This window comes from Mesorhizobium sp. WSM1386, from assembly GCF_055901595.1.
Map to the genome: position 1 here is coordinate 1,066,753 of NZ_CM148373.1, position 21,639 is coordinate 1,088,391.

The 21,639-nt window shown below is 64.8% G+C and carries 18 protein-coding genes; 8 read left to right on the plus strand and 10 right to left on the minus strand.

Going from position 1 to position 21,639, the window contains the following annotated elements; all coding sequences use genetic code 11:
- Positions 1 to 15 precede the first annotated feature (15 nt).
- Complete coding sequence (locus tag AC0NIH_RS05185) at positions 16 to 2,430, minus strand: glucan 1,4-alpha-glucosidase (protein WP_473460910.1); 2,415 nt, start codon at positions 2,428 to 2,430, stop codon at positions 16 to 18.
- Positions 2,431 to 2,638: 208 nt separating this feature from the next.
- Between AC0NIH_RS05185 and AC0NIH_RS05190 the strand changes: the two genes are divergently transcribed.
- The 5 genes from AC0NIH_RS05190 to AC0NIH_RS05210 all read left to right on the plus strand — a co-directional run bounded on the left by AC0NIH_RS05190 (position 2,639) and on the right by AC0NIH_RS05210 (position 9,296).
- Entirely contained in the window at positions 2,639 to 3,652 is a 1,014-nt protein-coding gene (locus tag AC0NIH_RS05190) for an ABC transporter substrate-binding protein (RefSeq protein WP_023765956.1), read from the plus strand.
- 43 nt (positions 3,653 to 3,695) lie between these two features.
- Positions 3,696 to 5,165: a sugar ABC transporter ATP-binding protein gene (locus tag AC0NIH_RS05195; protein WP_473460912.1), complete on the plus strand. Its 1,470-nt coding sequence runs from the start codon at positions 3,696 to 3,698 to the stop codon at positions 5,163 to 5,165.
- A 1-nt stretch (position 5,166) separates the two neighbouring features.
- A complete protein-coding gene (locus AC0NIH_RS05200) occupies positions 5,167 to 6,147 on the plus strand; it encodes an ABC transporter permease (RefSeq protein WP_023765958.1) in 981 nt (326 codons plus the stop codon).
- Positions 6,148 to 6,150: 3 nt separating this feature from the next.
- The gene (locus AC0NIH_RS05205; RefSeq protein WP_140572953.1) at positions 6,151 to 7,098 is read left to right on the plus strand and encodes an ABC transporter permease; all 948 of its coding nucleotides are present in this window, start codon (positions 6,151 to 6,153) and stop codon (positions 7,096 to 7,098) included.
- A gap of 125 nt (positions 7,099 to 7,223) precedes the next feature.
- Entirely contained in the window at positions 7,224 to 9,296 is a 2,073-nt protein-coding gene (locus AC0NIH_RS05210) for a 3-hydroxyacyl-CoA dehydrogenase NAD-binding domain-containing protein (RefSeq protein ID WP_473460914.1), read from the plus strand.
- A 114-nt stretch (positions 9,297 to 9,410) separates the two neighbouring features.
- Here AC0NIH_RS05210 and AC0NIH_RS05215 read toward each other — a convergent pair whose 3' ends face one another.
- The 9 genes from AC0NIH_RS05215 to AC0NIH_RS05255 form a co-directional block, all read right to left on the minus strand.
- Positions 9,411 to 10,919: an aldehyde dehydrogenase family protein gene (locus AC0NIH_RS05215; protein ID WP_352714337.1), complete on the minus strand. Its 1,509-nt coding sequence runs from the start codon at positions 10,917 to 10,919 to the stop codon at positions 9,411 to 9,413.
- Between the two features lie 20 nt (positions 10,920 to 10,939).
- Positions 10,940 to 11,284: a cupin domain-containing protein gene (locus AC0NIH_RS05220; RefSeq protein ID WP_013892333.1), complete on the minus strand. Its 345-nt coding sequence runs from the start codon at positions 11,282 to 11,284 to the stop codon at positions 10,940 to 10,942.
- 45 nt (positions 11,285 to 11,329) lie between these two features.
- The gene (locus AC0NIH_RS05225) at positions 11,330 to 11,647 is read right to left on the minus strand and encodes a cupin domain-containing protein (RefSeq protein WP_473460916.1); all 318 of its coding nucleotides are present in this window, start codon (positions 11,645 to 11,647) and stop codon (positions 11,330 to 11,332) included.
- Between the two features lie 79 nt (positions 11,648 to 11,726).
- On the minus strand, positions 11,727 to 12,077 hold the full coding sequence (locus AC0NIH_RS05230) for a cupin domain-containing protein (protein ID WP_352714333.1): 351 nt from the start codon (positions 12,075 to 12,077) through the stop codon (positions 11,727 to 11,729).
- 229 nt (positions 12,078 to 12,306) lie between these two features.
- On the minus strand, positions 12,307 to 13,581 hold the full coding sequence (locus tag AC0NIH_RS05235; RefSeq protein ID WP_352714331.1) for a glycosyltransferase: 1,275 nt from the start codon (positions 13,579 to 13,581) through the stop codon (positions 12,307 to 12,309).
- A gap of 13 nt (positions 13,582 to 13,594) precedes the next feature.
- A complete protein-coding gene (locus AC0NIH_RS05240) occupies positions 13,595 to 14,668 on the minus strand; it encodes an ABC transporter ATP-binding protein (RefSeq protein WP_023765965.1) in 1,074 nt (357 codons plus the stop codon).
- Entirely contained in the window at positions 14,665 to 15,456 is a 792-nt protein-coding gene (locus AC0NIH_RS05245) for an ABC transporter permease (protein WP_023765966.1), read from the minus strand. Before AC0NIH_RS05245 ends, AC0NIH_RS05240 begins: the two co-directional genes overlap by 4 nt.
- Positions 15,457 to 15,642: 186 nt before the next feature.
- Positions 15,643 to 16,485, minus strand: coding sequence for an ABC transporter permease (locus tag AC0NIH_RS05250; RefSeq protein ID WP_031257755.1), 843 nt, complete (start codon positions 16,483 to 16,485; stop codon positions 15,643 to 15,645).
- 226 nt (positions 16,486 to 16,711) lie between these two features.
- Positions 16,712 to 17,776 carry a polyamine ABC transporter substrate-binding protein gene (locus AC0NIH_RS05255; RefSeq protein WP_023765968.1) on the minus strand — a complete coding sequence of 355 codons (1,065 nt, stop codon included), beginning with the start codon at positions 17,774 to 17,776 and terminating at the stop codon, positions 16,712 to 16,714.
- Between the two features lie 315 nt (positions 17,777 to 18,091).
- On the opposite strand from AC0NIH_RS05255, the gene AC0NIH_RS05260 reads away from it, so the two are divergent.
- Genes AC0NIH_RS05260 through AC0NIH_RS05270 form a run of 3 tightly spaced genes read left to right on the plus strand, consistent with a single transcriptional unit; the run spans position 18,092 to position 21,637 of the window.
- Positions 18,092 to 18,967, plus strand: coding sequence for an FCD domain-containing protein (locus AC0NIH_RS05260; RefSeq protein WP_474025165.1), 876 nt, complete (start codon positions 18,092 to 18,094; stop codon positions 18,965 to 18,967).
- A gap of 10 nt (positions 18,968 to 18,977) precedes the next feature.
- A complete protein-coding gene (locus AC0NIH_RS05265) occupies positions 18,978 to 20,261 on the plus strand; it encodes a nucleotide disphospho-sugar-binding domain-containing protein (protein WP_473460920.1) in 1,284 nt (427 codons plus the stop codon).
- 5 nt (positions 20,262 to 20,266) lie between these two features.
- The gene (locus AC0NIH_RS05270) at positions 20,267 to 21,637 is read left to right on the plus strand and encodes a glutamine synthetase family protein (RefSeq protein WP_352714322.1); all 1,371 of its coding nucleotides are present in this window, start codon (positions 20,267 to 20,269) and stop codon (positions 21,635 to 21,637) included.
- Positions 21,638 to 21,639 lie beyond the last annotated feature (2 nt).

Sequence of the window (21,639 nt, forward strand, 5' to 3'; positions counted from 1 at the left end):
TGTCGAGGAAGGATTTTAGCGGCTATCCTGCTCGCCTGATGTGACGGAGAAGTCGACATTCTCCCAATCGCCGGTCCCGGGCCAGAAAAAAGTGAAGGTCAGCGTGCTTCCGCTGGGCAGGGCGACGGGCAGATCGACAAGGTGGATGCCGAAAGCATTCTCTTCGGTCTTGCTGTCCTGGGCGGTCGTCCAGTTGTCGATGCTCCAATGGACCGTGGCCGGAGCCAGCAGCTCGACACGCAACGTCTTGCCCCCAGGCAGCGTACGGATCTTGTTGTTGAAGCGCCATGTCCTGAACGGCGATACGGTCCTGTCCTCGATGTAGCGCTTCACGCCTTGCGGCGGCATGTCGAAGACCGCGCCGTCGCGCAGCGAGCGCAACAGCTTGATGTGCTCCGAATGGGCCCAGACCAGCGGCATGGCGCTGCCCGATGGCCTGCCGCGCAGCAGTTCGCGCTCGGGCATGTCGGGGCCGTCCCAGACCTGTTCCGGCAACAGGCCACCCGTTCCGGCGGATCGTTCCAGCGTGTCGAGCAGGCCGGCGGCCTTGTCCTTGCGGCCCGCCGCCAGTTCGTAGTGAGCGCGCTCGCCGGCGAGCAGCGGCCATGGCCGGCCCTGGCCGGTGCCGTCGAAGGGCGAGCCATCTTCGTGCTCGCCATAGCCATCGCCATTGTAGCGGTACCAGAGCGGCCCTTGCGGCAATGCGCAGCGCAATTGCGCGTCGATGACCTTGACGGTGTCGACGATGCGCGGATCGTCGGCGGCCCGCAGGCCAAAGCGGACCAGCGCCAGCGCATCCGGGCTGACGATCTCTTGCGCCGGCCGATCGGTATCGCCAGGTGGCCGGTTCTTGATCGGGACAAAGCCGTCCTTCGGCGAGCCGGCCTCGGCGCTGTCAGGTGGCGCGATGCGGACATAGTAGCCGTCGACGCCGGCCATCTCGCAGGTGGCCGTGGCGGTGACATAGGTCCAGCGCTCGACCTGGTCATTCCAGACGTCCGCGGTCTCGCGCAGATAGGTTGCCGTGTCCGCCTTGCCACAGGCGTCAAGCAGATCGGCGGCGGCAAGCAATGCGGCGATCTCGACGGCGAGCGTGAACGGGCTGTAGCCGGCGTCTTCTTCCCAGCGGTCCTCGCCGGTGACGGGTCCGTTGCGCACGACATAGGTTGCGGCGCGCTCGATCATCGGCTGGAAGGTGGCGAGCCTGGTGCGCGGCAGGTGCCCGGCGCGGTGCAAGGCATCGGCCAGCAGCAGCGGAAAGGCGCATTCGTCCATCTGGATGCCGGGCCAATAGGCGGATCCGTCGAGCCAGGCGTTCTGCGGCCAATGACCGTCCGGCTGCTGGATGGAGGCGAGATAGTCGAGGATCTGCAGCGCCGAGGCGGCATCGCCTGCCGCGAGAAATCCGCCCGCCGTCTCGACAAGGTCGCGGGGCCAGACCAGATGGTAGCCGCCGAGGTCGTCGTCACCTTTGTCGAAGCCCCAGGGGATGGACAGGCTGGCGACCGCCGCGCCCGGCAGGGCGATCGAGCGGTGCGTCGCCAGGACAGCGGTGCTGGTTCGATAGCTGTTGACCCCGGACGCCGCTCGCCGGTCCAGAGGCAGCAGCCCGGCCTGCCATTTGCGCCAGTTCTGGACGTAGGACTTTGCTGCCGGCTCAAAACCTCGCTTCAGGCTGGCGAAGGCGTTTTCCGCGGCCTCATCCGGCGTCGCGCCAAAACCCAGCGCCAGCACGGCCTTTGTCTTGGCCAATGTAAAGCCGATCTCGCCGGTCAGCGCGACATTGCCGTTCTCGGCGCGCTGGCAGGCCGGATCGAGCTTGCCGGCATGGTTCAGTTGCTGCCAGCCGTCTGAGAATCCGACATAGCCGGCTGAACAGTCTCGCCAGGGCAGTGACGAGGCCAGCGCCAGGCAAGAGCCGCGTCCCGACGCGAGCAGCACCGGATTTCCCTTGTGCTCGCCGATCCAGGCGGTGTTGCCCATGCCGGCATTGACCAGATGCGGCGCCAGCAAGGCGTAGACGCGGTAGTCGCCGGGCGTGCCCTTGAGCGGCGTGAAGGTGATTTCCTGCAGCAGTGCGGGGCGCGCCGGGTCGGCAAGGATGCGCTTTTCGATGCGGTAGGCGCCATCGGTGGCGGTGTTGACCAGCCTGTAGGCCGGCACGCCGTCCTCGAACGGCTCGATGGCGTGCGCGGCATCGCGCTTTTCTTCCGAGAAGTAGCCGTCGGGACCGGTGACGAGCAGGCCGAGGTCGCGGGTGCAGGCGCTGTCGAGCCGCGGATAGTAGATTTCGTTGAGGATGCCGTGGCTGATGGTGAACCAGATCTGGCCGGCCGGCGAAAGCGAAGTGCCGACGCCACTCTTGGCGCTTGACGTCCAGCGCGCCGGAATTCCCGGGGCGCCCTGGGCAATTTTTGGCGTCGCTGGCATTCTGTTTCGGTCTCCTGACCCACTCCCTAGACAGGACCCGGAGCCATTTCAATCATTGCACCGCAAGTTGATCGGCACGCCCCGCTGATTGCAGTTGACAGCCCGCCGGCCTTCTGCACTTTTGTCTGACAATAGATAAAAAACAGGTACGCAAGCGCGACAGTCACCAACAGCCCTCAAGACCAGCAACTCTCGGGAGGAGTATGACATGAAGAAGCTATTTGTCCTCGGCACGCTCGCAGCGGTGCTCACCGCCGGCACGGCACTTGCCGACACCAGCGGCAAGAAGATCGCATTCTCCAACAATTATGCCGGCAATTCATGGCGGCAGGCGATGCTCGACAGCTATGGCATCGTCACCAAGAAGGCGGTCGACGACAAGGTCGTCGGCGCGGCCGACATCTTCACCACCGCCGACAAGGAAGTGCCGACGCAGGCGGCCCAGGTGCAGAACCTCATCCTGCAAGGCTACGACGCCATCGTCATCAACGCCGCTTCGCCCGACGCGCTCAACGGCGCCATCAAGCAGGCCTGCGACGCCGGCATCGTCGTCGTCTCCTTCGACGGCATCGTCACCGAACCTTGCGCCTACCGCGTCGTGGTCGACTTCAAGGACATGGGCAAGCAGGAAGTCGAGCAGATGGCCAAGTTCCAGCCCAAGGGCGGGAACCTTCTGGAAATCCGCGGCCTGGCCGGCACCTCGATCGACGATGCCATCCATGCCGGCATCCTCGAAGGCGTCGCCGCCCATCCCGAGTTCAAGATCGTCGGCTCGGTGACCGGCGACTGGGACCAGACGACGGCGCAGAAAGCGGTGGCGACCATCCTGCCGTCGTTGCCCGATGTCGTCGGCATCGTCGACCAGGGCGGTGACGGCTATGGCGCCGCGCAAGCCTTCGCCGCCGCCAACAAGCCGCGCCCGACCATCATCATGGGCAACCGGCAGGACGAGCTGAAGTGGTGGAAGGAACAGAAGGAGAAGGACGGCTATCAGACCTGGTCGGCTTCGATCGCGCCGGGCGTGTCGACGCTCGCCTTCTGGGTGGCTCAGCAGGTGCTCGACGGCCGCAAGGATATTCCGCATGATCTCCTGGTGCCCTATCTCGCCTTCACCCAGGACGATTTCGAGGCAGCCCTGCCGAAGATCAAGGAGGGCGGCGTCGCCACCCACGAATACACGCAGGAAGAAGCGGCGGCGGCCATCAAAGCCAACATCAAGTGAATGCGGCGTTGGCATCCATACTGGCGAGCGGATATTGTTGAGCATGCCTGAAGGGAACGCCGACATCATCAGACTGAACGGCGCCGAAAAACAATTCGGCGCCGTTCGCGCGCTGGGCGGGGTGGATTTCCATGTCGGGCCCGGCGAGTGCGTCGGCCTGGTCGGCCACAATGGCGCCGGCAAATCGACGCTCATGCACATGGTGGCGGGCACGTTGACGCCCGACAGCGGCAAGATCGGCGTGCATGGCGCCGCCGAGGACAGCTACTCGGTGTCGCGCGCGCAGCAGCTCGGCATACGCTGCGTGTTCCAGGAACTGTCGCTGTGCCCCAATCTCAGCGTCGCCGAAAACACGCGCATCAACCACGCTTCGCTCACCGGCTTCGGCTGGCGGCGCAAGGCGGCCGAGCTGATCGCCGCCAAGCTCGACGAGATATTTCCCGGCCACAGCATTTCGGCATCGGATATCGTTGCCGACCTGTCGATCGGCCGGCGCCAGATGGTCGAGGTCGCCCGTGCCTTCACGGTCACCCAGGACCGGCTCGACCTCGTCATCCTCGACGAACCGACATCCTCGCTCGACGCGCATACGGCCGGCCAGCTGCTCGCCTTCGTGCGCCGTTTCGTGGCCAGCGGCAAAAGCTGCATCCTGATCTCGCATGTTCTGGGCGAGGTGCTGCGCAATGCCGACCGCATCGTGGTGATGCGCGACGGCAAGGTGGTGGCGTCGGACGCGGCGGATGCCTTCGATCGCGACCGGCTGGTGACGGTGATGGGCGGGGCGGAGGCTCGCCGCAAGATCGCGGCGCAAGCCTATGCCGCAAAGCCCGAAGCCAGTCCGCTGCGGGTGCAGGCGCGGCCCGCCGCGCAGAAGGACGGCACCGACCTTGTCGCCCGTGCCGGCGAAATCATCGGCCTTGCCGGGCTGGCCGGACACGGGCAGACCGACCTGCTGCTGTCGATCTTCAGTGCGGCCTCACGCGCCAAGAAGGGCATCGAAGTGACAGCGCCGGTGGCGCTGGTGGCCGGCGACCGCCAGTCGGACGGCATTTTTCCGCAATGGTCGATCGCTGAGAATATCGGCATCGGTTCGCTTGCACGCCTGCGCAACGGGCTTTTGATTTCGCCGCAACGCGAGGCCGAACTGGCGCGGTCCTGGCAAAAGAAGATCGGCATTCGCACGCCGGACATGAACAACAACATCTTTTCGCTGTCGGGCGGCAACCAGCAGAAGGCGCTGTTTGCCCGCGCCCTCGGGTCGGACGCACAGATCGTGCTGATGGACGACCCGATGCGCGGCGTCGACATCGGCACCAAGCTCGAAGTCTACGACCTCGTGCGCGAAGAGGCCGGCCGCGGCCGCACCTTCCTCTGGTACACGACCGAAACCGAAGAGCTCGACAATTGCGATCACATCTACGTCTTCAAGAACGGCCGCATCGTCGCCAATCTGCGCCGCGACGAGCTGACCGAAGAAAAGATCATCCAGTCCTCCTTCGGCGATGCGGCCTGAGATGACGGCGGCGACACTCGAAAACGGTCTCAAGGCGTCCGCGGCGCGCGGCAGCGCGGCACGCGCGCGCCTGCTGCGCGGGTTGCTGCCGGCGCTGTCGCTGGCGCTGGTGCTCATCGCCATCGCCTGGCTCAACCCGCGCGCCATCAGCTATTTCGGGTTCAGCCTGATGCTGAACCTGGCGATCCCGATCGCGCTGGCGACGATCGCGCAGATGTTCGTCATCGCGGGCAACGAGCTCGACCTGTCGATCGGCACCTTCGTCGGTTTCGTCGGCTGCGTCACCGCGACCTGGCTGAAGGACGCTCCGCTGATCGGCGTCGCCATACTGCTCGGCTCGATTGGCATCTATGCGCTGCTCGGGGCGCTGATCCATCTGCGCAATTTGCCGTCGATCGTGGTGACGCTCGGCATGAGCTTCGTCTGGCAGGGGCTGGCCATTCTCGTGCTGCCCAAGCCGGGCGGCAAGGCGCCGGACTGGCTGCTGGCGATCATGTCGTTCAAGCCGCCCTTCGTGCCGTTCCCGATCATCGCGGCGCTGCTGATCGGGCTCATCGTCCATTTCGGCCTGATGCGGACCTCCTATGGTGTGATCCTGCGTGGCTCCGGCGGCAATCCGGCCGCGCTCAAGCGCGCCGGCTGGTCATTGCTCAAGACTAAGATCGTCCTGTTCGCGCTGGCCGGCCTGTTCGGCGTGCTGTCCGGCATGGCGCTGATCGGCATCACCACCTCGGCCGATGCCAATATCGGCAATGGCTACACGCTGCTGGCGATCGCCGGCGTCATCCTCGGCGGCGGCGAATTCGTCGGCGGCCGGGTGTCGCCGATCGGCGCGGTGATCGGCGCGCTAACGCTGGCGCTGGCCGCTTCGCCGCTGCTCACCTTCATGCACATTCCGCCCGACTGGCAGGTGGCCGCCAACGGCGCCATCCTGATTATCGTGCTGGCGGCGCGCGTGCTGATCAGCCGCAGGGAGAGATGAGCGATGACGCTGGTGAAATCGCTGGCCGGCAAACCGTGGATATGGTCATTCGTCGGCGCGCTTGTGGTTTGGCTGGCAACGATCGCCTTCACCGGCGGCTATGGCGGCGGCGGCATGGTCACGGCGGCGCTGTCGCTCGCCGTATTCACCGTCATCGTCGGGGTCGGCCAGATGTTCGTCATCACGCTCGGCCCGGGCAATGTCGACCTGTCGCTGCCGGCCAATATCGGTCTTGCCAGCGCGGTCGCCATGAAGGTGATGGGCGGCAGCGATTCCATGATCGTGGTCGGCCTGCTGGCGGCGCTCGCCTGCGGGGCGGCGATCGGCGCGGCCAACTATCTGCTGATCTGGGCGCTGCGCATCCCACCGATCATCGCCACGCTGTCGGCGAGCTTCATCATCCAGTCGATCGATATCAGCTATGGGCGCGGGCTACAGATCAAGCCGCCGCCGGGCTTCGCCAATTTCGCCAATTGGCAGATCCTGGGCGTTCCGGTGCTGGCGATTTTGACCGTGCTGTTCACCATCGGTGCGGCCATTGCCCTGCAGCGCATGATCTATGGCCGCTCGGTGTTGGCGATCGGCCAGAACATCCGCGCCGCCTGGCTCGCCGGCGTCAATGTCGGCCGCATCCGCTTTCTCACCTACACGCTGTCGGGCGCGCTCGGCGGCATCGACGGCGCGCTGCTCGCCGGCTATTTCCGCGGCGCCAATGTCGATATCGGCAATGAATATCTGCTGGCCTCGATTGCCGTGGTGGTCATCGGCGGCACGTCGGTCGCCGGCGGCAAGGCCAATGTGCCGGGCGTCTGGGGCGCGGCGCTGTTTCTGGTACTTCTGCTGACCATGCTCAACACCTTTGGGGTCAGTGCCGGCGTGCGGCTGCTGCTGACGGGGCTGATTATCGTTGGCGTGATCACGGCGGCGGGTGGGGAGAGGGCGGTTCGGTAGTATTTTGCGCCTTCGCCGCGCTACAGTCTTTCCGGACAAGCATTGTGCCAGTGCGAGGCGCGGTTCCCATTCGCGGCGCGGCCTAGTAAACCCTCCCGATCGCAGCCGGTCTCGGGAGGTTCAGCTTGTCCAGTTTTGTCAGTGTCACCAGGGACAATGATGTCGCCGTCGTCACCATCGACAATCCACCGGTCAACGCGCTGAGTTTTCACGTCCGCGAACCGCTGATGCAGGCGCTGGTTGCCCTGCGCGACGATGCTTCGGTCGCGGCAATCGTCATCGCCTGCGCCGGCCGGACGTTCGTCGCCGGCGCCGACATCACGGAGTTCGGCAAGCCGATGCAGCCGCCGGAGTTGCGCGCCATCGTCGCCATGCTGGAAACCATCGCCAAGCCGACCGTTGCCGCCATCCACGGCACCGCGCTCGGCGGCGGCCTGGAACTGGCGCTCGGCTGTCATTTCCGTGTCGCTGACGCGCACGCCAGGCTTGGCCTTCCCGAAGTGAAGCTCGGCCTCTTGCCGGGTGGCGGTGGCACAGTGCGGCTGCCGCGCCTGGTCGGCCCGGTGAAGGCATTGAAGATGATCGTTTCGGGCACGCCGATCGGCGCGGAGGAGGCGCATGCTGCCGGTCTCGTCGATGCCGTCTTCGAAGGCGATCTAGCTACACATGCCGTGAACTTTGCCAGGGAGTTGGCCCGCAAGGGTGGTCCCTTCACGCCGGTACGTGATCGCGATGGCCGCCTCAAGGAAACCGACCTGGCGGCCTTCGATGCCGAAGTGGCCGATCTTGCCAGGAAGGCGCGGGGCCTCGAGGCGCCGATCGCCTGCGCGCAAGCGGTGCGCAATGCCGTCACGCTGCCCTTCGACGAAGCGCTGGCGGCGGAACGGGCGCTGTTCGCTGGACTGGTCGCCAGCGATCAGTCGCGCGCGCAGCGGCACCTGTTCTTCGCCGAACGTGAGGCGGCAAAGGTTCCCGGCAAGGACATCGTTAAGCGCAGGATCGCGCGTGTCGGCGTCATCGGCGCCGGCACGATGGGCGGCGGCATCGCCATGGCATTCGCCAATGGCGGTTTTTCGGTCACCTTGCTGGAGACCAGCGAGGAAGCGCTGCAACGCGGGCTGGGCACGATCGAGAAGAACTATGCCGTCTCCGTTTCGCGCGGTTCCCTTACCGAGGACGCCAAGCGTCAGCGGCTCGCCCAGTTCAAGGGCTCCACCGACTATGCCGACCTCGCAGGCTGCGACCTGATCGTCGAGGCGGTGTTCGAGGACATGGCGGTGAAGAAGGAGGTGTTCGGCAAGCTCGATGCGGTGGCCAGGCCGGGCGCGATCCTCGCCACCAACACCTCCTATCTCGATATCGACGAAATCGCCGCCTCGGTCTCGCGGCCGCAGGACATGGTCGGCCTGCATTTCTTTTCGCCGGCCAATGTCATGAAGCTGCTGGAAATCGTGCGGGCCGACAAGACCGCGCCGGATGCGCTGGCGACCGTCGTCGACCTGGCGCGGCGGATCGGCAAGGTGGCCGTCGTCGTCGGCGTTTGCCACGGCTTCGTCGGCAACCGCATGCTGGCGGCACGGGGTTCGGAGTCGGAAGCGCTTCTCCTGGAGGGTGCGACACCCAGCCAGATCGACAAGGCCTTCACCGATTTCGGCTGGCCGATGGGGCCGTTCCAGATGGGCGATCTCGCCGGCCTCGACATTGGCTGGCGCAACCGCAAGGCGCGCGGCCAGACGGCCGTCATCGCCGACACGCTGTGCGAGCAAGGGCGCTTCGGCCAGAAGACCGGCCGAGGCTTCTATCTCTACGAGGCCGGCGCGCGGTCAGGCATTCCCGATCCCGAGGTGGAGGCGCTGATCCGCGACAAGGCGGCCGAGCGCGGCATCGAACCGCGCGCGATCGGTGCGGACGAAATCATCGAGCGCACGCTTTATCCGTTGGTCAACGAGGGCGCGAAGATTCTCGAGGAAGGCATAGCTGCCCGTGCATCCGACATCGATGTCGTCTGGGTCAATGGCTACGGTTTTCCAATCGGCAAGGGCGGCCCGATGTTCTGGGCCGGCCTCGAAGGCGCGGCCAGGATCGTCGAGCGGCTCGAGCATTGGCACCAACAGACCGGCAAGGATGTGTTCAAGCCGGCCCCGCGGCTTAAAGCGATGGCTGAGACCGGCTCCTGGGAGGCCGGCGCGACGGGCTGATCACACGGCGGTCGATGAGCGATTTCGTCCGCACGACTGCCGTGGTCTCACGGGGTATTGGTCGAAGCGACCGAAGCGTAAATGGGCCTGGCGCGCCCTTGCCACGCCGTAGCTTCACACGTGCTTGCGGCCGCCAGCCTCGCGGAACCAACTGTCGGGGTAGGGATACCACCATTCCTGGATCACCGGCTTGTGGTCGATGATGACCATCTTGGAGCGGCGGAAGGCATCGAGCCCCTGGCGTCCGAGCTCGCGGCCGAGGCCGGAAGCCTTCCAGCCGCCGAAGGGCAGGGCGTCATTGTCGATCAGAGGGTTGTTGACCCAGACCATGCCGGCCTCGAGCCGTTCCGCGGCCTCATGCGCCTCGGCGAGATCAGTGGTGAAGACGGAAGCGCCAAGCCCGAACGGGCTGTCATTGGCAAGCCGTATCGCCTCGTCGAAATTTTTCACGCGGCAGATGGCGGCGACCGGGCCAAAGCATTCTTCGCGCACGATTGCCATGTCCGGGGTGACGCCGGTCAGGATCGTCGGCTCGTAGAACCAGCCGGTGTTGTGCGCCGGCGGGATGCGACCGCCGGTGACTGCAATGGCGCCGTTGCTGATGGCATCGTCGACCAGACGCATGACCTTGGCCCGGGCCGCTTCGCTGACCAGCGGACCGATCTCGGTCTTGTCCATGCCGTTGCCGATGCGCAGCGCGCGCGTCCGTTCGGCGAAAAGCGCGACGAAGCGATCATGAACGGCGTCGACGACGAAGAAGCGCTCTGCCGAGGTGCAGACCTGGCCGGTGAGGTGGAAGGCCGCAGTGACGCTGCCGGCTGCCGCGACCTCCAGCGGGGCGTGCTCGCTGATGATCAGCGGGTCACTGCCGCCCGCCTCGATGACACAAGGCTTCATGCGCTCGGCGCAGGCGACCGCGACGGCCTTGCCGGCGGCGACCGAACCGGTGAAGGCAACGGCATGGGTGCGGTCGGAGGCAATCAGCGCTTGCGCCGTGGCCGCTCCGCCGGGCAGGCAGGAGACCAGACCTTCGGGCAGCGAGCGGAACGCCGTCATGTAGTCCAGCGTCGACAGCGACGTCGCCTCGGCCGGCTTGATGATGCAGGCGTTGCCGGCGGCGAGCGAAGCCGCCACCGTCCAGCACATCAGCAGGATCGGGAAATTGTAGGGCATGATGTGGACGGACAGGCCATAAGGTTCGTAGCGCGCATACTGGAACGAACCGGCCTGCGTCGTGCCGGCGATCTTGCCGGCATCGTCGCGTGCCATCTCGGCATAGTAGCGGAAGATCGGCGCGCAATTGGCGATCTCGCCGATGGCTTCCGGATAGGGCTTGCCCATCTCGCGCACCATCAGTTCCGCGCAACGCGTGAAGTCGGCCGCCTCGATGGCGTTGGCGACGGCGTGCAGGTGCTTGGCCCTGCTTTTGGCGTCGAGCTTCTTCCAGGCGGCCTGCGCCTTGGTCGCGGCGGTTAGCGCGGCGTCGATCTCGCCGTCGCTGGCCGCGGCGATCGCGCCGACGGTTTCCAGCGTCGCGGGGTCGATCACCGGTTTTGCCGCGGCAGTCATCGGCCGGTAGTCCGGATTGACGAAGAAGGTCGGCCGGTCAGGGGAGAAGTTCATGGACATCCTCTCGGATCCGATCAGCGGATCATGTAGACCTTCTTGATCGTCTCATGGACGGTGCAGACGCCCTTCCAGTCCTGCGGGAAGAAGGCGGCCGTGTCCGGCTCGATCTCGATGACCTCGCCGGATTCATGCACATAGGTGCAGCTTCCTTCGAGGAAGTGGCAGAATTCGTCGCGGGTCACATGGCAGTGCCATTTGCCGGGTGTGCAGACCCACAGGCCGCATTCGGAGCGGCCTTCCGGCCCTTTGTAGAGCAGCTTGCCCGAGGTGTGGGATTGCCCCTCGATCATGGTCGGGATGACGCCCCAGTCGACGAGGTCGGTGACGGCGAGCGGCGATTGCATGATTGGCGTGGTCATAGGGATGTCCTCGAAAGAGTGCTCAGCGGCACATGAAAGCCTTGGTCAGCGTTTGGGTGATGATGGAAATGCCGGTCCAGCCGGGGGAAAGAACACCAGCGTGCCGGCCTCGACCGAAATCTGTTCGCCATTATCATGGACATAGCTGCCGTGCCCCGACAGAAAGTGGCAGAACTCGTCCGACGCAAACGTCACCTTGCGGGTGCCCGGCGTGCAGGACCACAAGCCGCATTCGCTCGAACCGTCCGGGTTTTGCGACAGGATCTTGCCCGACGCGCGCGGCGCGCCGGCAAGCGTGTTGGCGCCCGCGCCCCAATCCTCCAGTTCCATGGTCGAGGCCTTCGGCCAATGCGGTGTCGGCATGTCTTGCTCCTGTGCAGCGGATTCTTGCTTGAGCATGATCTTGTCCGAAAACCGGTTCCCACTTTTCGGGATCATGCTTTCACGCCAGCATGTAGACGTTGCGCATGGTCTCATGCACCGTGCATTCGCCCATCCAGCCGGCGGGGAACATGACCACGGTCCCGGCCGAGACTTCTATCACTTCGCCGACATCCGAGCGGTAGGTCGCGCGGCCGGCGACGAAATGGCACAATTCGTCGCGTGGGATCGAGAGCCGCCAGCGCCCAGGCGTGCACACCCAGATGCCGGATTCCGGCTGGTTGTTGGGGCCCTTGTGCAGGAGTTTGCCGGTGGAGTGCGAAGTGCCTGCCAACGCGTCTGGCTGAATGCCCCAGTCGACGAGGTCGGTGCGGGTGGAGGCTTGGTGGAGGTGCGGGGCGGAGGAGGTCATGGGCGTGCCCCATGATCAAACGCGATCCGTTGCCGCTCTACGAGGCCCCCCTCTGTCCTGCCGGACATCTCCCCCTCAAGGGGGGAGATTGGCAGTTTCTGCGGCGGCGCATTCCTTACGACCTTCGTGATTGGCGAAACCAATGGTGACAGCCGATCTCCCCCCTTGAGGGGGAGATGGCCGGCAGGCCAGAGGGGGGCGCCTTGGCTCGGCATATCAATCATCTCGATCACAGCAGCGCCTCCAGCAAACCCGCCGCCTTCTCGGGCCCGTTCTGCGCGTGCATCTGCGCCGATGTTTTCGCCAGCTTCGCTTTCATAGCCGTATCGGCCAGGCAAGCCTCGATCTTCGCGACCAGCTCGGCATCGGTCCAGTCGTAGCGCGGCATGCCGAAACCGTGGCCGGTTTCCTCGACGCGGGTGGCGTTGTCGTGGCCGTCCCAGACATAAGGCATGATGATCGCCGGTCTGCCGAAATAGAGGCACTCGGTGAACGAGTTGTTGCCGCCATGGTGAATAACGGCATCGACCTGCGGGATGACCGAGGGCTGCGGAAACCAGCTGTCGACGATGACGTTGCCGGGCACGTCCGTGTACTGGTCCTTGTAGCCGCCGACATTGACCAGCGCGCGGTAGCGTGTGTTGCCCAGCGTCGCGATGATGCGCTTCAACAGCTCGACATCGCCGGCGCCGAGGCTGCCGAAGGAGACGTAGAGCAGCGGCCCGTCATTGTTCTTCGCGAAGGTCGGCACCGTATAGGGCTTCTCCTGGCGCACGCAGCCTTCGAGATACTGGAATTTCACCGGGTCGAGCGGATGGCGGCGCCTGAACTTGGCCGCCTCGGGATAAAGCAGCAGGTTCAGATGGGGCGAGGCCTCGAAGAACTGGCCGATCGGATAGGGCGCCTCGTTGTTGGCGGTGAGGAAGGCGTTGAAGTCGTCATGGATCGGCTTGATCACCGCGTTGAAATGATCGCGGTAGCGCTGGTGTCCGGCATGGTCGTTCTCGCCGCAGCCTGAGAGATGGGGCGGGATGTCCTCGTCCTCGATCTCGTTTTCCGAACAGGAGATGACCCGCACCCACGGCCTGCCGTACTGCTTGATCGCCGGGAACAGGATGACGTTGTCGACGCAGATGACATCAGGCTTGATCTCAGCCAGGACGCGCGGCAGGTCCTTCTGCGCCCATTTGGCGCTGTCGACGATCGCGGTCCAGCAATCCTTGACGTAATTGTCGACCTGGTCGTAGGGCGATTTGCGGAAATTCGGGATGTGGCCGTTGATGAAATCCTCCCAGAATTTCGCCATCTGCTCTGGCGGCATCGGCTCGGACAGGTTCACCGGATGCGCCTCGAAGCCGTAGCCCTTGTAGACGTCGACGAAGCCGGGATCGGACAGGAACACGGCTCTGTGGCCGCGCGCCTCGACGGCTTGCGCGATGCCGACGGAATTGAGCGCCGGGCCGTAGGCGGCTTCTGGAAAAAACGCGATCGTCTTCTGCGCCATCAGGCTTCTCCTGTTATTCTGCAAAAATTCTGACGTCGGCGGCGTCCCAGCCGAGTTCGACCTGGTCGCCTGACGAAACCGGCCGGCGATCGGCGGCGTCTGCGGTGACACGCACCAGGAACGGTTTGGACGACAGCGGCGTGCGGACATGCAGCTGCAAGTCGAGCCCTTGATAGGCCAGCGCCTCGACCGTTCCGGTGGTGCGGTTGGCGGTGTCTGCTGACGGGAACAGTCGGATGCGTTCGGGCCGCACCGAGGCCACCGCCGATGCACCGGTCGAAAGCGCTGCCGGAAGTTTGCCGGCGATGCGCGAACCATTCGCGGCCATCACGCCGTCGGCGGCGGCCTTGCCCGGCACGAAATTCATCACGCCGATGAAATCGGCGACGAAGCGATCCGCCGGATGCTCGTAGATCGTATGCGGCGTGTCGCATTGCAGCAGCTTGCCGTCCTTCAGCACCGCCATGCGGTCGGCCATGACAAGCGATTCCTCCTGGTCGTGGGTGACGATGACGAAAGTGATGCCGACCTCGTGCTGCAGGCGCTTCAATTCCAATTGCATGGCGCCGCGCAGCTTCTTGTCGAGCGCGCCGAGCGGCTCGTCGAGCAGCAGCAGCCTTGGCCGCTTGACCAGGGCACGGGCGAGCGCGACGCGCTGCTTCTGGCCGCCGGACAATTGCTCCGGCTTGCGGTCGGCGAAGGGGACGAGTTCGGTGGTTGCCAGAATGGCGTCGACCCGGGAGCGGATTTCTCCAGCCGGCAAACGCTCCATCTCCAGGCCATAGGACACATTGGCCCGAACACTCATGTGCGGGAACAGCGCGTAGGACTGGAACATCAGGTTGACCGGCCGCTTGTTGGGTGGGGTGCGGACAATGTCGCGGCCGTCGAGCAGGATACGGCCGCCATTTGGCGTCTCGAAGCCGGCCAGCATGCGTAGCAGCGTGGTCTTGCCGCAGCCGGAGGGCCCGAGCAGCGCGAAGAACTCGTTCTCGCGGATATCGAGCGAGATGCCATCGACGGCGGTGACGCGGCCAAAATTCTTCGACACATGATCGATGGCCAACAGCGTGCGCGGTTCGCTCATTGGCCGATAATCCCACGGTTGAGCCGCTGCGACAGGGTGAGCGCGGTGATCGAGACCGCCATGACGATGGTGGCCAGCGCGTTGATCTCCGGCGTGATGCCGAAGCGAATCATGGCGTAGATCTGCATTGGCAATGTCGTCGAGGCGCGTCCGGCTCCGGCGGTGAAGAAGGCGATGATGAACTCGTCGACCGACAGCGTGAAGGCAAGCAGGGCTCCGGCGACCACCGCCGGCAGGATGACCGGCAAGGTCACGCGCCGGAAGGTGGTGAGCGCGGAGGCGCCGAGGTCGGCTGAGGCTTCGACGATCGACCAGTCGAAACTCTTCAGTCTTGCCCGTACCACGGAGCAGACGAAGGCGAGGTTGAAGACGACATGGGCGAGGATGATGGTGTGCAGGCCCATGGTCAGGTTGAGCATGGAAAAGAACGACAGCAGCGCGATCGCGAGCACGATGTCGGGGATGATCATCGGTGCGAAGATCAGCGCTTCGAGCCCCTTGCCATATTGCCGGCGCATCTCGACGCCGATCGCCAGCAGCGTGCCGAGCAAGGTGGCGATGGCTGTCGAGACCAGCGCCACGATCAGCGTGTTGAGCGCGGCGGACAGGATCGCGGAATTGCCGGACAGCGAGACATACCATTTCAGCGAAAAGCCCGACCATGCCGTCGGCAGACCGCCCTCGTTGAAGGACAGCGCTACCAGGACGGCGATCGGGATGTAGAGGAAGGCGAAGACGAGAACGAGGACCGTCCGCATGCTGAGAGTGCGAGTAAAGGATTGATTCATCTCGTACCTCCGGTTGCTTGGAGTCGAGTGAACGAGCTGCGTCCTTCTCCCCGTTCACGGGGAGAAGATGCCGGCAGGCAGATGAGGGGCAGCGCTGAGCATGGCAAAGACTGGCGCCGCCCCTCATCCGCCCCTTCGGGGCACCTTCTCCCCGTAAACGGGGAGAAGGCAAGGATTGCGCCGCGCTCAGCCATCGGAATTGCCTTTCGCCTCAGCCGCACGCCCCGAAGCGCGATTGGCAGCGATCGCTTGCACCATCAGCACCAGCAGCATGATGGCGATCAGCGCCATGGCCAACGCCGCGCCGAAGGGCCAGTCATTGGCGGTCAGGAACTGGTCGTAGACGAGGTTGCCGATCATCTGGAAGCGGCCGCCGCCGAGCAGAGCCGGGGTGACGAAATTGCCGATCGAAAGCACGAAGACGAAGACCGCGCCGGCGGCGATGCCGGGCAAGGTCAGCGGCAGGATGACACGGCGGAATGTGGTCATGGCGGAAGCGCCAAGATCGCGCGAGGCCTCGGCGAGTTCCGGGTTGAGGCGCGACAGCGGCGCGTAGCAGGCGAGGATGACGAAGGGCAAATAGTTGTAGACCAGGCCGGCGATGACGGCGCCTTCGGTGTAGAGCATCGATGGCGGCTCGCCGGTGTAGCCGAACCAGCGCAAGAGCTGCGTGATCAACCCTTCGCGGTTGAGCAGGACGATCCAGGCATAGGTGCGGATCAGATAGTTGGACCAGAACGGCAGCACGGCGAAGAACAGGAACACTGGCTGCCACCGGCGCGGCGCGGCCGCGATCGCGTAGGCGGCGGCATAGCCGATCACCACCGCGATGAGGGTCGCGGTCCCGGCGATGCGCGCCGATTTGAGGAAGATGCCGGCATAGAGCGGGTCGAAGACCAGCCCGAAATTCTCCAGCGTGAAAGTGTAGTCGATGCCGCCATAGATACCGCGCCGGAAGAAGGCGAGCGCCAGCACCAGCGCGCAGGGAATCACCATCAGCGCGGTCAGCCAGACCAGCGCCGGCGTCATCAGGAGGGCGCTGCGGGAGGGGAGGTGTTTCACGAAGCGCCCCCCTCTGCCCTGCCGGGCATCTCCCCCTCAAGGGGGGAGATTGGCTGTGGCATCGCCTTCGTCAATCTCCAATGCTTAAGGGCGAGCGGAACATCAGAACTGCTGATCTCCCCCCTTGAGGGGGAGATGGCCGGCAGGCCAGAGGGGGGCGCCACGGAACGCACGCTTAATTCAAGACTAACGCCTACTGCGCGGCCTTGATCTCGCTGACGATCTTGGAATAGTCGCGCTGGGCTTCGCCGACGTCACGCAGCTGCTCGAACTTGACGAGGTCGGCCACCGGCATCGCCATGTTCGGGAACTTCGCCAGGAAGTCGGCCGGCAGGCTCTCCATCGCCGGCTTGTTCGGCACCTTGTAGTCGATGTTCTGCGCCGCCCAGGCGTGGTTCTTGGCGTCGAGCATGAAGTTGATGAACTGGAAGGCGGCGTCCTTGTTGGCGGAAGCCTTCATCACCACCATCGTGTCGACCCAGAGGTCCGAGCCTTCCTTGGGAATGACGTATTTGATCTCGGGCTTGTCGGCGATGCCGTAGTTGCACCAGCCGTCCCAGGCCTGCACCATCAAGGCCTCGCCGGACACCAGCTTGGAATAGAAGGTGGTGTCGTCATAGGCGAGCAGGGTCTTCTTGGCCGAGATCAAGAGATCCTTGACCTCGGCCATCTTGGCCGGGTCGGTCTCGTTGACGGAAAACCCCTTGTCGAGCTGGCCGGCGGCGAGCAGCCAGCGATCGGTCGCCAGCATGGTGGTCTTGCCCTTCAAAGCATCGGAGGGCGCCAACAGGTCGCTCCAGCTCGTGGGCGCGGTCTTCACCAGGTCGGAGCGGTAGCAAAGGCCCGTGGTGCCCCAGGTGTAAGGCACGGAGAAAGTGTTGCCGACATCGTGCGGCAGCTTGGTCGCTTCCGGGTAGAGGTTGGCGAGGTTGGGGATCTTGGCATGGTCCATCGGCTCGGTCAGGCCAAGCTTGTTCAGCACTTCGGCGAAGGGCGAGGAGACGAAGACCACGTCATAGCCCTTGCCGCCGGCGGCAATCAGCTTGCCCATGATTTCTTCATTGGTGGCGTGCACCACCACTTCGCCGGAAACGCCGGTCGCGGTCTTGAAGGCGGCCATGGCATCGGGCGCCATGTAGCCGTCCCAGTTGGAAATGACGAGGTCGGCGGCGACAGCCGGCGCCGACAGCGCCATGGCGAGGCCGAGAGCGATTGAAGAGACCTTGAGCGCACGGCGCCGCGGGCTGGTAGCGGTCATGGCAGACTCCCATTCGGGTTGATCGTCGAATTCTGTGTTGGACCCGGCGCGATCTGTCTCGCGGCTCCGATCCTGTTCCCTCGGTCTTTTTTCCTGCCGATTGTCCGCACAGTACTATTGCAGAAAAAAGTACGTCAATCCATAATTTGACAAGTGACCGAGGAATCTGGGCGACCGAGCAATCCAGCCGATTGCGTCCGGGATGCCGATCGGTCAAATCATACAAGTCACGTCCGCCCAACGAGAACTGTCATGCAAGCCGCAGCCCGACGACCTCGCACCAACCATCTCGACCTGGCGCAGCGCATCCTGGATGTGGCGCGCCAGCGCGGCTTTGGGCCGGACGCCCGCCTGCCCGAGCAGCAGATCGCTTCGCTATGCAATGTCTCGCGCACGCCGGTAAGGGCGGCGCTCAGCCTGCTCGCGGAGCGGGGTGTCGTGCGCTGGGAGGCGGATACAGGCTATCATCTGGCCGTAGACCTCGCCGCGCAGCCGGCCATATCGGCCGAACTGCCCATTACCGAGGAAGACGAACTCGCAGAAGCGATCCTGCGCGACCGGTCGGCGCGCAGGCTGGACCAGACAGTGACCGTCGCCGGGCTGATGCGACGGTACAGTGCTCAGCGTAAAACGGTACTAAAATCACTTAACAGACTGACGGAAGAGAATCTGCTAGATCGTGCGCCGGGCCAGTCCTGGCTTTTCCGCCGCACGCCTGATGATCCGGAGGCGCAAGGCGAAAGCTACGAGTTCCGCTTGCTGCTGGAGCCTGCGGCGATCCTGACACCCAGCTTCCGGCTGGATGGCGCGCGGGCGGCGGCGTTACGCAAGGGCATGGACGCGCTGTCGGCGCTGCCGGATGCCACGTTCGATACGCGCGAGTTCCAGCGGCTGGACATCGATTTCCATGGCATGATCGCCGAGGGCAGCGCCAACCGCTTCGTCGCCGATGCACTGGCCGATCATCTCAGGCTGCGTCGGCTGCCCGGCATCTATGCCGGCGTCAACGTGTTCAGGCTGCGGCAATCGTTGCTGGAACATTTGAACATACTCGACCATCTCGAAAGCCGGCAGTATGAGGTGGCTGCCGATCTGCTTCGCATTCACCTGCGGCTTTCCCGCAACCAGCGACCGCAAGCGGCCAGCCGCGGGGCGCCCGCGCTGTTCGGCATGATCAGCCGGCCGGAATGACGAGGATTAATTGACGCGTAAAGCCAGCCCGACCATCGCGCTGTTTCCCGAAGCAAGCTTCGGCGCGGCGTTGAATTGCGTCGGCATCGCCCAGGCGTTGCGCGCCAAGGGCGCCCGGCCCGTCTTCATCTGCCATGCCGGCTTTTCCGGCGTCTTTGCCGACTATGGTTTCCAGGAATACCAGCTACCGACGGACGAGCCGCTGAGCGACAGCGAGCGCCAGAGCTACTGGCAGGCTTTCGTGCGCCGGCACCTGCCGCATTTCCGGCTGAGCCCGATCGACCAGCTCGAAACCTATGTCGCGCCGACATGGCAGGCGATCGTCGACACCGCTGTCCATGCCGAGGCGCCTTTGCGCCAATTGCTGGGGCGGCTGAAGCCGGACGCGATCGTGCTCGACAATGTCATCATGTTCCCGGCCATCGCCGCCGCCGGTTGTCCATGGGTGCGTGTCGTCTCCTGCGCCGAGACGGAACTGCCGGACGCTGAAGTGCCGCCCTACCTCTCGGGAATGAATGCCGATGACCCGCAACGCGCGGCGTTCGAGGCTCGCTACCTCACCGCCTCGGCGCCGGCGCATGACCGGTTCAACCGTTTTCGCGTGGATGCCGGCCTGGCGCCGCTGCCGAAAGGCCTGTTCCTGGAGACGTCGCCCGACCTCAATCTGCTGTTGACGCCGGCAATCGTGCGCCGCGAGCGCGCCGCGCCGCTCGATCCGGAGCGCTTCGTCTATCTCGAAGGTTGCGTGCGTTCGGAAGGGCCATTCGAGGTGCCGGTGTTCCCGCGCAACAAGGGGCCGCTGGTCTATGTCAGCTTCGGCAGCCTCGGCGCCATGGATGTCGGCCTGATCGAGCGCATGCTCGCCGTCTTCGACAGGCTGCCGGCGCGCTTCATCGTCAATGTCGGCGGCCTGCGCGACGCCTATCGCGCGGTGCCGGACAATGTCTATCTCGACGCCTGGTTTCCGCAGCCCTCGGTGGTGGCGAAGTCCGACCTGTTCATCCACCATGGCGGCAACAACAGCTTTTGCGAGGCGCTTCGCTTCGGCGTGCCGTCCCTGATCATGCCTTATTGCTGGGACGGACACGACAATGCACGCCGCGCCGAGGAGACCGGTACCGGCGACCATATTGGCCGCGACGGCTGGACCGAAGGAGTATTGGAGAGAGCCATTCTCGGCCTGCTGGCCGATGACGCCATGCGCGACCGCCTGAAGGGAAATGCAGCCCAGATGGCGCTGAAACCCGGAACGGACGTGGCCGCGCAAGCCATACTCTCCCTGATACGGACATGAACGAAATGCCTGACAAGAACACGAATACCGCGACAAACGATCCCAAGGCCTGGCTGGCCCAGCACGGCATCAATGAGGTCGAATGCCTGGTGCCCGACATGAACGGCGTGCTGCGCGGCAAGGCGCTGCCGACTGCCAAATTCCTGATGGCGTTGGAAGACCGCGCGCTCTATCTGCCGAGCAGCGCCTTCCTGGTCAGCATCGACGGCCGCTATTCCGGGTCGATCGACGAAGGTTTTGCCTATTCGGACCCGGACATGCGCATTGTGCCCGACGTCTCGACGCTCACCCTGGCGCCGGGTGCCGCCGCGGGAAAGGCCTATGTCTTCGCCGATGCCTTCCACATGGACGGCAGGCCATGGATGGCCTCGCCGCGCCATGTGCTGCGCGCCGTTCTCGACCTCTACCGCCAGCGCGGCTGGCGCGCGGTGGTGGCGCCGGAGCTTGAATTCTATCTCACCGCGCCCAACCCCGATCCGGACAAGCCGCTGACCGCCCCGATCGGCAGCAATGGCCGCGCGGAGGGCGTGCAGCATCCCTATGACATGGCCGCGCTCGAGGAGTTCGAGCCGGTGATCCGCCGCATTTACGATTATGCGGCGGCCGCCGGACTGCCGCTCGACACGCTGATCCATGAATCGGGCACGGCACAGCTGGAGATCAACTTCCTGCATGGCGACGCACTGCCGCTGGCCGACAAGGTGCTTTTGTTCAAGCGGCTGACGCGCCAGGCGGCGCAGCAATGCGGCATGCACGCCACCTTCATGGCCAAGCCGATCGCGGCGCAGGCGGGCAGCTCGATGCATCTGCACATGTCCGTCATCGCCGAGGCCGGCAACACGCTGTTTGCCGGCAATGACGATGCCGATACCGAGATGTTCGGCCATTTCATCGGTGGGCTGCAGAGATACGTGCCGGAGATCATGCCGCTGTTCGCGCCCAACGTGAATTCGTTCCGCCGCATAAGGCCGAACCACAGCGCGCCGGCCAACATCGAGTGGTCGCACGACAACCGCTCCTGCGGCCTGCGCGTGCCGGCCGGCGGACGCGCCGCGCGGCGGGTGGAGAACCGCTTGCCGGGTGCGGATTCAAACCCTTACCTGGCAATCGCCGCTTCGCTGCTCGCCGGCTATCTCGGCGTCGAACAGAAACTGGCGCGCTCGGCCGAAGCGTCGGGCAATGCCTACAAGATCAAAAGCACCCTGCCGAAGACCATGGAGGAGGCGCTGGATCGTTTCGAGGCCTGTGAGCCGGTGCGGAAATTGCTCGGCGAGGATTTCTTCCAGACCTATCTGCGCGTCAAGAGCGTCGAGCTCGACCTATTCCAGGGCGTGGTGACGAGCTGGGAACGCGACCACCTGCTGCTGAAGGTGTGATC